This window comes from Blautia sp. MSK.20.85 (assembly GCF_013317245.1).
GTDB lineage: Bacteria > Bacillota > Clostridia > Lachnospirales > Lachnospiraceae > Blautia_A.
In genome coordinates, this window is the sequence record NZ_JAAIUN010000012.1 from 63,446 (window position 1) to 75,477 (window position 12,032).

Here is a 12,032-nt window from a genome sequence, read left to right on the forward strand (position 1 = left end):
GTCCACTCTGTCTATCATCACTCAAAATGGTCTTGGCTGGCCACAGTATTCGCAGAACCTTCCGGTATTCTCTGCACCGCACTGACATTTCCACAAACCGCCGGGCTGCTGCATTCCGGGTTGCTGTATTCCATTGTTCATCTGCATCCCAGGCTGCTGCATTCCGTTGTTCATCTGCATTCCAGATTGCTGCATTCCGCTGTTCATGTTCATCCCGGACTCCTGCATTCCATTGTTTATATGCATTCCAGGCTGCTGTATTCCGCTGTTCATATTCATACCAGGCTGCTGCATTCCACTGTTCATGTTCATTCCGGACTGCTGCATTCCATCGTTCATGTACATCCCGGACTGCTGCATTCCGTTATTCATCTGCATTCCGGGCTGCTGCATTCCAGCCGCATTTGGTGTCAAGGCGGCTATGATCTGATGACCTGTCTGCTCCACTTCCATCAATTCGCCTCTGTTATCGCTGCTTATGGAAAAAGTATTCAGACGAAAATCCATATCATCAAACCATGGAGTTTTTACTTTAATACGCATAGTATAATCAAATTCATACTTATATACCGGTGGCTGATAGCTTACGGTTTCTCCATCCTTTGTTGTATATGTTTCCTCGTTCTGCTGTCGCTCTACATCAACTCTGCACTGCACAACAGCGGATAAAGGAACTATGTCCGGATTTTCATTGACATCCAGCTTCCGTGCAACAGTAAAATTCCCCTTATTATCATCAATAAAAACATTATAATTTCTGGTATTGATCTGACGGGTTATACAAAAATCCATTACGGCTTTTTTGTTTTTTTCACGATATTCCAGTTGACGTTTGATATCCTCTACCGTACTGTGCCGCCGGTCTTCAAACCATGGTGATAATTTTTTTGCACAATCCTTACACAGATTTCCGTCATCCAGTTTTCTGTTTCCCAATAAACCTATTTTCTCTCCGCAGATATCACAGATCTTCTTATCAAATAAACCCATACCCTATCCTCCTTCTTTTTATAGTTGTGTTTTGTTTATCTACATTATGCGTGAATGCTTCAATATTTGCACTAGCACCTCTGACAGTAACTGAACTCATCTCCACATCAATGGCAGGATCATAAGGCTCGTATCTGAAAATCCTGTCCGTTTCTATATGTTCAGGATATGCCGTATGGGATACTCTCTGCCAGACACAACCGTCCCCATCCCACCTCCACATTCGGATATTCCTCATATCCGCCCACACTCTGTGCGCCTTTCCTCAGATACGCCTTCACCTTTTCCCCATAAAGAAACGGATCATTTCCTTTCACGATCCCCCATTCCATAAGCAGAGCTGCGCTTCCGCTGACAAAGGGTGCCGCAAAGGAGGTTCCGGTGACAGTGGCGTAGCCTCCGCCGGGAACCGGGGCGGAGATGGATACACCGGGAGCTGCGAGGTCAGGCTTCCGGATCGGCAGGAACTGACTTCCCCTTCCGGAAAAATCTGCGTAGGCATTCTGTCTGGAATCATAAGCTCCAACAGAAATAACTTTTCCAGCAGTGGAAGGAATCGTCAGGGTTCCCACTGCCCGTGGAGAATAAAACCCGGTTCCACGATTCAGTACATTTCCGCCCGGCAACCAGAGGAAATACTGGCCGGAACGCACATGTTTTCCACTTAAAAGAACTTTCCAGACACCGCTGTCCACATAATTACCTTCAGGAATGAAATCTATGTAGATTTCCTGGGACAGCTGATATGGACCGGGTTTTCCATAATAGATCAGAAGCTCTGTATTTTCCAGCAGATGCCGCTGGGGGCCCAGCCGTTCATATAATGGGCCAATCTGTTCTCCAGACGGACTTTCCAGATAAATTTCCATCTCATCTTCATAATCCTTCCATAGCTGTACATTTAATGTGGGCTCAAAAGCTCCCACTGCCAGCTGGATTTCTTCTGTTTTCCCCTGCTGCAGGATTCCTCCTGCATGCCAGGGCTGGCTGCCGTTATTTCCGGTTCCTGTAACGATCACAGTCCGCCCCATGGCCGCAACTGTATCAATATAGTTTTCCAGAAGGGAATCCCCTCTGTGTGTTCATTATAACTAGGGGAAAATTACTGTAAAAAAATTTGCAGTCTTTACACTGCCTGTTTTTCTACCGGATAAGGCGACTGATACTTAAATACAATATCAATGCTCTTATCTCCATTCACAACAATTTTTTCAATCAATTCTGTCACAATTTCTCTTGTCACTTCGGATAATGTTCCATACTTGATAAATTTCTCTATCCAGTTTTCATAAGATTCTTCTGCCTCTCCAAAGCTGTCTTTCTCTTGTTCTGCCAACTGAATCTTCGCCCTGATATCTTTATCCTGCTTTTCATATTCTGCCTTATAGGAGAGATATTCTTCTTTATCCAGAACACCATCTACATAATTTTCGTAAGTTTTCTTTTTATACTTTTGGACAGCCGCAAGTTCTTTTTGTAACCGTTCAATCTGCTGGTCTGCTTCTGCACATCGTCTCTGCACCTCCTTCTTCCTATCTGCTACTTTTAATATTTCATCCTTATCACTTTCTTTCAGTGCCAGTTCCGCTTGTCTTTGGATTTCATTTTTTACAATAGAATCCAATACTTCTTTTTTAATGAAATGAGAATAACAAACTGTGTTTCCTTTTTTGTGATAGGTACCGCACTCATAACCGTCCCGACAAGTAACCCTCTGGAAATTATATCCGCAATCTCCACAAACAATAATTCCTGCGTATGGATTTACCTTTCTCACTTCGCTATTAAATCCCGGTGTCCGTGTTCTTTTCTTCATAAGTTCCTGTACCTGCTCAAAAGTATCTTTGCTAATAATTGCTTCGTGCATTCCTTCCACAATATACTGCTGTTCCTCTGGAATATATTGATACTTTTCCACTTTATAGGATATCTTTTCTGATTTATGCTGTACCATAGCCCCTGTATAAACTCTGTTTCGCAAAATTACATTGATCGTAGGATATGCCCAGCCCTTTGCACCCGCTTTTTCTAATGCATTGGCATATTTCAATCCCTGCACCTTTCTCTTATACTCTGACGGTGTCAGAATTCCTTCCTGATTCAGTTTCTTTGCAATACCATCCCTGGAATATCCTTCCAAACTCATATAAAAGATTCTCCGTACCACTTTAGCTGCTTCTTCATCTACAAGAAAATGATGCTTATCTGCCGGATCTTTTACATATCCATATGGGGCAAACCCAGACATAAACTGTCCCCGTTTCTTCTGGGCGGTCAATGCACCTCTGATTTTCTTAGATATATCACGACTATACATATCATTAAACAACGTCTTAAACTGTGCCAATTCTTCATTACTGTGATGAACAGAATCCACGCCATCCAAAATTGCAATATAACGCACACCCAAAGATGGAAAAACACGCTCAATATAGTTACTGGTTTCAATATGTTCACGCCCAAGCCGGGAAATATCTTTCGTAATAACGCCTTGAATTTTCCCTTTGTAGATATCCTCCATCATCCGCTGAAATTCCGGTCTATTCGCAAAATAAAGCCCCGAATAACCGTCATCAATATAAATATCTGCGATTTCCAGATCCTCTGATTTAGTCACATACTCACGAATCAGTTTCATCTGATTTTCAATACTCTCACTAACTTTATTCTCTCCATCATCCTTCGACAGACGACAATATACACCCATCTGATACATCATATCACCCCATCTTTCTCAAGTATTCTATCTGGTGAACTCTCTACTGAAGCAAACTTAAAATATATATCTATTTTCTGCTCTGGATATACATAAATTTTATCAACTAACTCCACAAGCGCTTCTCTGGTAAGCTGCTTTACCGTTATTCTTCTGCGATTAAAGTGCTCCAACCATATCTTTGTTTCATTGACCGCCGCCCGCTGCCTTTGCTCTTCATGGTTCAGTTCTGATAATTCTTTTTGATATTTCTGATTCTCTGTTTCATACATCTGTTTTAATTCCAGATATTCCTCTTTGGAAAGTACTTCATCCATAAACTGTTCATATGCTCGTTTCCGGTATTCCAGATTTCTTTCTATTTTTGCCTGCAATTTTGCAATTTTACCATCCAGTTCCGGCTGTTTCTGTCTGATCTGAGTTTCCAGATTCTTCATATCCATCTTCATCTGTTTCAATTGCTGGTTGATTGCAAATACAACCAGTTCATCCAGCTTTTCAAATGTAATATGATTCAGCTCACAGTAATTCTGCCCCTGCTTCTGATGAAAACCACACATATATCCGTCATAGTCTTTATGAGATGCCAGATAACGTTTTCGCATGGCTGTTTTACATTTCCCACAAAAGAGCAGTCCCACATATTTATGTGGTTCATTGTTTTTATCAAAATAGGAAACTCTGCGCCCCTTTCTTATTTGCTGAACCCTATCAAACTCTTCTTTAGAAATGATTGCCTCATGTGCATCCGGCACCAGCTCCATTTCTTCCAGGGGAATTGCCTTTTTGTATTTCAGCTTATAAGACGGTCTTTCATGTTTCCGAATCACAACCGCCCCAGTATAGACCGGATTCTTTAAAATTCCACTTACAGTAGACGATGTCCACAGACCTTTTCCCGAATCCCATACATAATTGGTTTTTAAAACTTCCTTTTTATATTTTGCGGGACAAGGGATTTCATCTTCATTCAAAGTCCTGCAAATAACCGTACAGCCAAATCCATTTTGATACATTCTGTAAATTCTTCGAACAACCTCGGCTGCATAAGGATCAATTTCCAGATGATTATGAATTGTTTTACTTTTCACATATCCAAAGGGGGGCTGTTTCGGAGTATATTCGCCCATACTTCTTTTGGTCTGAATCGTTGTCTTAATCTTTCTGGATGTATCTCTCAAATACATATCATTCAGCAAAGTTTTTATTTCTAACATTTCATCATAAGTTCCAACGGCTGAATCATAATTATCCAGAATCGAAACAATCCGAATCTGTTTCTCCGGGAAATATTTGCCTAGATAATAGTTGGTATCAATATGTTCTCTTCCAAGTCGAGATACGTCCTTAAAAATCACCATATTGATAACACCAAGCTCAATATCTGCCAGCATCCTCCGAAATTCAGTTCTTTCAAAATTACTTCCAGAAGCCCCATCGTCTACATAAACTTTTTTCTCTGCAATATCTTTATTCTCTGCAATATAATCTCTTGCCATCTGAATCTGAGAGTGAATACTATTGCTGTATTCACCCTCTTTATTTTGCTCTTCAATGGAAATTCGGCAATAAATTCCTGCCTGATACATTCTATCCCTCTTTTCATCGGTCTTGCGTAGTCATTGTCTTTAATTGTCTTTATTTTACAACAAGAACTTAAGAAAATCAACCTGCAATTTTTCGTTCAGTAAGATTCTGAATGCACTGGATCAATGTCTTTTCCCCATTAAAATGCACTCGAATCTGATATCCTGCATGTTCATAGCTTACATTCTCTTTTTGGATTTCTTTTTTTGTATCCAGAACTTCTACAGAATCAAATAACGTATTCATGCTATATGCCTCCTTCAGCATACAGTTCTCTCTACATCCTATGCCGGCAGGATTGTACAAAAGTTCTGTATGAATTGAATTCGGCTTTCGAAAGCCTGATTACATTCTAAAATTATTCTGCACCAATCACATTGAATTGAAATTGACCGCAGATTGAGTTTTTAAGATTCATTTTCTTCCTATACAGTATCAATTCCTATTGTCCGGAACATTTGTTCGTGTTATAATAAAAAGACTTTAAGAATATAAAACACGAAAACCAAAGGAGGGATTTCTGTTGGAACGATGTGATTTTTCTTCTATTAGCACATGCCTAAAAAATCAAATCAGTGAAAGCAATCAGATGAACCAACCTGATTTTTTATACGAATTATTTGAAGATTTTATGAATGATCCGATAAATGAAGATTTTTCTATGGATAATGGTCTAATTTGCCGCTGGATAACCGGACAAGCAAAAATCAGTCCCAAAATAACCTCATATTATGCAAAACCCAGCAATCAGAAAAAACTGGCAACAACCATTCAGCGGAACTTACTTCCCTTAATGGCAGACTGCAACATGGTTATACAGGACATTTACACGTTATTCATACAGGACGATACGATTTCGGATACAAAAAAGCAGGAACTTGTATCTCTATATAAACCTTCTGATTCAAGGCTGTTGTTTTTAGCAAAAGTACTTTCTTTTGGTATGGAACGGCAATTTATTAAACGTGATACAAGAAATCAAAAACTGATTGCAGGAGGTGTTCTATCTCCGATTGTTCTGGATTACATTATGGACAGCGAAGTCCCAAAACCATGCCGTCATTTTCTAGGAAGAGAAGAAGAACTGGATGAACTCCATACTTTGTTTGAAGAGAACCGACATATATTTCTTTATGGAATTGCCGGAATTGGAAAAAGCGAGCTTGCTAAAGCCTATGCAAAGCAATACAGAAAACAGTACACCAATATTCTCTATATGGAATACACCGGTAATCTATATCAAGATATTGTAGACATGGATTTTATTGATGATCCACCAGAAATCAGTGAGCAGGAACGTTTTCAAAGACATAACCGTTTCTTACGCTCTTTGAAATCTGATACACTGCTGATCATAGACAATTTTAATGTCACATCCACACAGGACAGTTGCCTGTCAGTCGTATTAAAATACCGTTGCCGGGTTTTATTTACAACCAGAAGCCAACTGTCTGAATACTGTAGTTTTCAATTAAAAGAACTGAAAGATATACCCACTCTTTTTCAACTGACATCTGTATTTTATTCAGAAGCAGAGGAAAACCGGGCAATCGTAGAAAAAATCATAGAAACTGTACACTACCATACTTTTGCTGTCGAACTGGCAGCCAAACTTCTGGAAAATGGAATTTTAACTCCAGAGCAATTATTGATAAAACTTCAAGAGGAAAAGGCTTCTCTTCATAATGAAGATAAGATTAAAGTAATGAAAGATGGTCAGAGCAAAAAAGCCACCTATTACAACCATATCCATACCCTGTTTTCGTTATACTCCTTATCACGGAAACAGCAGGATATTATGTGCAATATGTGTTTTATGCCTTCATCTGGTATTTCTGCCCGTATATTTTCCAAATGGCTGGAGCTGCCTACTTTAAATGACGTGAATGATCTGATCGAGACAGGTTTTGTACAGTCAAGTCTCCGGCATACTATTTCTCTGCATCCAATGATTCAGGAAATTGCAGTTTCCGAGACCGCACCTTCTGTTACAAGCTGCCACACGTTATTGGATTCTCTGCAAAAAATATGTTTGATGCATGGCATTGAAGTTAGCTATTATAAAAAATTATTTCAAACAGTAGAAAACATCATGCTTTTCATTGAAAAGGACGATATTCCCCAATACCTGTTATTTTTAGAAGATGTTTTTCCATATATGGAGAAGTACCACTATCAAAAGGGTATGAAAAAAATCATCCAGGAACTACAGCATTTTATAAAAGCAAATACTTACGGGACTGCATCTGACCGTGCCTTACTATTGGATTATCAGGCAACTCTGGAACCCAAAACAGAAAAAGCGATAAAATTAGAAAAAGAAGCACTTGCTCAAATAAAAGAAACCACAAAAGAAAATGCCCACCTGGTTTCCAACCTCCATTCCAATCTTGGAGGGCTTTACCGAATCAACGGACAACTTGATCTCGCTAAAAGGCACATGAAAATGGGTATCTCTCTTTTACAACAATACCAGCTTCTTTATACTAATGACAGTATTCCTCAGATTAATAATTATGCTGTCCTCTTAATTGAAATACAAGAACCTGACCTTGCCCTGTCTGCTCTTCAGAAATTAGCACAGATTATCAAAGAATATAATTCAAACCACTGTTTGGATTATGCCCAGGTACAGGAATCCCTTGGAAGTATCTGCCTGATCACTGCAAATATTTCGCAAGCGAAAACCCATTTTAAAAAAGCCTTGAAAATTTATGAGGATATATGGGCAGACGAACCCGAATTGATTGAAGAAAAATATCAAGCAATTCAAGAATTGTATCCACAAGCTGGAATTGCTCTGGCAAAAAGTATTCTTCTCACCAAGCACTAACGGTTCCTACAAACACTTGTAAAATATATTGCCTCAATAATGTAAACGCCTAGTTTTGAGATACACTCCAAGACTAGGCGCTTGTCCATTTCCATTTTTTCTTAGACATGGAGCGTTTACATAAGGATCACTTTTCTTTTTTTGACACTTTTCGCTCCTCCTATCTCAAATTTTTTATAGTCTAGGTATATTGCCTTCATCAATGCCTGAGAACTTGTAAATATGCTCCTCTGCTTGTTCAATATGTAATAAAAGCAAATGCTCCGCCTATAGTGAATTCTCCTTTTATTATAAAAAGCCCACTTAATATATATAATAACGCATTTACAACCGTGTCTATTACTACAACACTGACAGTACTATATTCATCTAGCATTGCGTTCTTTTTATATGAATCCATCAAATCTTTTTGCAGACCTTCAAATTGAGATTTTTTTACCTGAAACAGATTCCAGAGCTTCATTTCATGAATTCCATTTATACACTCGGCAAACCAACTCATAAACTTTCGTTTATCCTCAATCCACTGTTCAAACACTTCCCGTTTCTTGTTTGCACAATAGGACACTATTATAAATTTCAGTGGAATAATTGCTTCTATCAATATTGCTAATTTCCAGTCTAATAAGGACAGCCCAACTACTCCTCCTATTATTTGGAGAATTGATGATATAGAAAACTGAGTAATCTGATCCACAACAGATGACACATTATCAATATCCATACCAATTGTATTTATAATCTCTGCACTTCCTCTTTCAGCAAAATACTGTATTTTCATCCTATTGATTTTCCAGTAAGTCTTTTTATAGAGAGAATGTGTAAACTGATTATGTACATTTGAAAATAATTTTGTTTGGATTATATTTAACTCTTGCTGGGTTAAAGAAATTATTATTAATATAACAGAAAATAAAAGAATGTATTTCATGTTTTTCTGCAATATACCACAATCTGTTATTTGTCTTATAAGCAGTGGGTGTATAAACGTTATGAATGATGAACCCAAAAGGCAACAGATAATCCCTGGAAAATACTTTTTATATTCACACAACATTTTACAAATTCGATACCATGTTTTCCCATTTTCTCTCATATCCAATTGCCATCCTCACTATTCGTTAAGCAAAATATTGACAAACAAGCTCATATATATCCTCTATATTGTAAGTTATTCCTATTCGATCTTCTGCATACAATTCATACATATTATTTTTACGCACAATATACATATCTATATCTGATGCCTTACTACTTTCAAATATTTCTTCCTCTTGATTCAAAAGAATAATATCAGGTTCATAAGCTATATATACTGTATAAAGGATATCGTTCAATGACTCATTGGAATCGTCATAATATTCTAAAGGAATTACATTTTCATCTAAAGGATTTTTCTGCAGATTTATTGCGTAATAACCGTTCTGACTAAACATCACTTTTAGCTGTATCATTTCCTCGTAATCTAAATCAATACCGGCAATTACCGGTATCTCTATATTGGTTTTATCCCTTATTACATTTTCTAGTATATCCGGATAATCAGATTTATGCGTTGCTATAGTCATCAAAAAGTCCATAACATCATCAAATCCTGCTGTGGGCTTTCTGTTTAAATATGTAGCAATATGTCCAGTGACAACAGGAGCCGCATAACTATTGGCTTGATTTACGATCCCATTCCACGAAAAATTTGCTATAATAGAATTCTCAATATTATAACCTTTTTGTTCTTGAAACAGAATTTGACCATTTCCCAAAAGACCATAACGATCCTGCCTGACACCAAAAACACCTGGATATGCAGCTGGATAAGTCTTTATATTTCTGTTATGATATGCTGCTACTATAATCGCATCAGCATCAAGTAATCTTTTTATTTGAATCCATAAGGGTTTAATATCAAAATAATTGATTGTTCCAAGACTCATGTGAATTAACTTTATTTTATTTTGAATACACCATTCCAAAGCTTCCAGCAAAACTGTGATCTGTGTTGTTCCTGCAGAGTCAGTCACATTCAAGTCCCATAATTCTATATCACTACATATGCTTGTGATAATTCCGACGCATACAGCGCCATGGAATGATTTATCGTCTTTATACTCACTTGGATCGCATTTAGAAGCCAAAAAAGATTTATGAACAATCCTTTGATTCCTGTTATTTCTCATATGATAAGGTATACCGTTATCAATCAATGCGAGCTTAATCATTTGCACTATTCCTATTCTTACCTGTTATATATCCAAGCCAAATATCGCATATTTATTATTCTCATGATAAACCTTGTAATTCTATGGTCAATAAAAATTCAAGTGTCGCTGAACCCTAATATGCTTCTCCAATCACACTGCCATCATAAGCATTGATCACATAAGAAAGCTCCTGTAGAGAATTTCCACCAATACTTTCCCTGACAGTAAAAATCCATGCTGGAACCAACCATGCGTGTTTCGGCTCCTGATAGGCTGTGGTATAAGTATACTGCAATTTTGCGTTTACCACATCATACTCCAGTGCGGTAGTGTCGTTGGCAGACTGGCCTTTTCCGGAATACCAATAAAAAATCTGATCTGTCAGCTTTGCCTGTATTTTTTCAAAAGGCAGAAGCTTTGTATTTTCCGTCACCGTACAGACTTCTTCCGATATCCCATCCCATTTAAAATATTTAATTCCTTCCTCTGTTATCAGAATAGAGATTGTTTCTACCTGGAACGGAGGCACATAACTATCCACTGTTTCTTCCGCAACCACGCCATCAGGAACTGAAGTAATACCCTCTACACTTTTCGAAAAACAATACAGATATCCCGGTAATCCTCTATCCAGATCTCCCTGCCACAAAGCATCACTACCAAGTCCCAGACCATTGCGCTCTGAACATGCGCCATTCGGGAACCACACGGTACGATCAGAATCTACAAGGCCCATTCCATCGATACCTAAATCCTCTAAAACTTGTTCTGCCTGTTCCTTTCCATCTTCCTCTGTAAAGGTGATCTTGTCCATGCACTTTCGATACGCATCTGCCAGTTCATGAAATTTCTCTGTATAGCCGTTGGTATCCATGCCAAAGCTACTGTAATACTCACTCTGCATTTCCTCAGTTTCTATTGTTTCTTCTTCTATAAAATTAGAACCCTCCATCCAGAGAAAACTACTGTCATTGTCAATTTCCTGATTATACCGCTCTGCTTCTATATATGCCTTCCTGTCCTCGCCCACATCTGCAGTAAAATAATCCTCTGTATCTGTGTTTTCCAATTCAGTACTCATCCAACTCCGTGCCGCTTCCACACCGTGATCCTCTGTTTTTTTTTGAAATTTTATCTCCATCTTTTCCGGTGCAGACGCTTCATCCGGTGCAAGCTCCATCCCCTCTCGGGTTGCGTTTTGAATCCCTGCAATCGATGTAGAATATGCTGATTGCAAGTAACTTCCTTCCTTGCTGGAAATCCTGTCTAACACTTCCTGATACGCATCCTTTGTCACCATCTGTGGCATATATAGTTCCTCACCGTCCGTAAAATAATCAATCAATCCATTCAGTTCTTCCTGCGTTAACTCGTGATTTTGCATCTCTATGACTGGAAGATTGCCAATGCTTTGTTCGCCCAACTTAATATCTGCCTGGATAACCACACGGTCGTTGCTTTTCTTTTCTTCAAATTTCCAATGCGTTGGAACATTTGTCTCTCTCTTTTCTCCTTTTTTAAGAGGTTCACAGACAGCCGCCTCGCTAATCCCATCCACTTTGCTGACTACCGAACTCTCCTCTGGTGTTTCCTGACAGCTGGAAAGAATAATACACAACGCACCTACCATAATTGCTAGAACACTTTTTTTCATTTTTCCTCCATATATCTTATAGAATTGTCGCTTTTTCACGAAACTTCAATTATA

The 12,032-nt window shown here is 38.4% G+C and carries 9 protein-coding genes; 1 reads left to right on the plus strand and 8 read right to left on the minus strand.

The window, feature by feature from the left end; translation table 11 throughout:
• Positions 1–21: 21 nt before the first annotated feature.
• From G5B12_RS08785 to G5B12_RS08805, 5 genes are all read right to left on the minus strand, one after another.
• Positions 22–990, minus strand: a complete 969-nt coding sequence (locus tag G5B12_RS08785; RefSeq protein WP_174088068.1) for a DUF4428 domain-containing protein — start codon at positions 988–990, stop codon at positions 22–24.
• A 161-nt stretch (positions 991–1,151) separates the two neighbouring features.
• Complete coding sequence (locus G5B12_RS08790) at positions 1,152–2,009, minus strand: S8 family serine peptidase (RefSeq protein WP_243113451.1); 858 nt, start codon at positions 2,007–2,009, stop codon at positions 1,152–1,154.
• A gap of 107 nt (positions 2,010–2,116) precedes the next feature.
• Positions 2,117–3,709, minus strand: coding sequence for a recombinase family protein (locus G5B12_RS08795; RefSeq protein WP_005428244.1), 1,593 nt, complete (start codon positions 3,707–3,709; stop codon positions 2,117–2,119).
• The gene (locus G5B12_RS08800; RefSeq protein ID WP_009245397.1) at positions 3,706–5,295 is read right to left on the minus strand and encodes a recombinase family protein; all 1,590 of its coding nucleotides are present in this window, start codon (positions 5,293–5,295) and stop codon (positions 3,706–3,708) included. The genes G5B12_RS08795 and G5B12_RS08800 overlap by 4 nt, the downstream gene beginning before the upstream one ends.
• Positions 5,296–5,371: 76 nt before the next feature.
• Positions 5,372–5,539 carry a hypothetical protein gene (locus tag G5B12_RS08805; RefSeq protein ID WP_009245398.1) on the minus strand — a complete coding sequence of 56 codons (168 nt, stop codon included), beginning with the start codon at positions 5,537–5,539 and terminating at the stop codon, positions 5,372–5,374.
• A 343-nt stretch (positions 5,540–5,882) separates the two neighbouring features.
• Between G5B12_RS08805 and G5B12_RS08810 the strand changes: the two genes are divergently transcribed.
• Entirely contained in the window at positions 5,883–8,126 is a 2,244-nt protein-coding gene (locus G5B12_RS08810) for a tetratricopeptide repeat protein (protein WP_005428247.1), read from the plus strand.
• A gap of 238 nt (positions 8,127–8,364) precedes the next feature.
• Here G5B12_RS08810 and G5B12_RS08815 read toward each other — a convergent pair whose 3' ends face one another.
• The 3 genes from G5B12_RS08815 to G5B12_RS08825 all read right to left on the minus strand — a co-directional run bounded on the left by G5B12_RS08815 (position 8,365) and on the right by G5B12_RS08825 (position 11,978).
• Positions 8,365–9,222: an ABC transporter transmembrane domain-containing protein gene (locus G5B12_RS08815; RefSeq protein WP_015526198.1), complete on the minus strand. Its 858-nt coding sequence runs from the start codon at positions 9,220–9,222 to the stop codon at positions 8,365–8,367.
• A gap of 25 nt (positions 9,223–9,247) precedes the next feature.
• On the minus strand, positions 9,248–10,342 hold the full coding sequence (locus G5B12_RS08820; protein WP_009245400.1) for a S8 family serine peptidase: 1,095 nt from the start codon (positions 10,340–10,342) through the stop codon (positions 9,248–9,250).
• A gap of 115 nt (positions 10,343–10,457) precedes the next feature.
• Entirely contained in the window at positions 10,458–11,978 is a 1,521-nt protein-coding gene (locus tag G5B12_RS08825) for a DUF6034 family protein (protein WP_005428257.1), read from the minus strand.
• Between the last annotated feature and the right edge of the window lie 54 nt (positions 11,979–12,032).

Excerpts from the sequence above, each read along its gene's own strand:
- G5B12_RS08785 (WP_174088068.1), bottom strand. The coding sequence starts at position 990 with ATGGGTTTATTTGATAAGAAGATCTGTGATATCTGCGGAGAGAAAATA.
- G5B12_RS08795 (WP_005428244.1), bottom strand. The coding sequence starts at position 3,709 with ATGATGTATCAGATGGGTGTATATTGTCGTCTGTCGAAGGATGATGGA.
- G5B12_RS08800 (WP_009245397.1), bottom strand. The coding sequence starts at position 5,295 with ATGTATCAGGCAGGAATTTATTGCCGAATTTCCATTGAAGAGCAAAAT.
- G5B12_RS08805 (WP_009245398.1), bottom strand. The coding sequence starts at position 5,539 with ATGAATACGTTATTTGATTCTGTAGAAGTTCTGGATACAAAAAAAGAA.
- G5B12_RS08810 (WP_005428247.1), top strand. The coding sequence starts at position 5,883 with ATGAACCAACCTGATTTTTTATACGAATTATTTGAAGATTTTATGAAT.
- G5B12_RS08815 (WP_015526198.1), bottom strand. The coding sequence starts at position 9,222 with ATGAGAGAAAATGGGAAAACATGGTATCGAATTTGTAAAATGTTGTGT.
- G5B12_RS08820 (WP_009245400.1), bottom strand. The coding sequence starts at position 10,342 with ATGATTAAGCTCGCATTGATTGATAACGGTATACCTTATCATATGAGA.
- G5B12_RS08825 (WP_005428257.1), bottom strand. The coding sequence starts at position 11,978 with ATGAAAAAAAGTGTTCTAGCAATTATGGTAGGTGCGTTGTGTATTATT.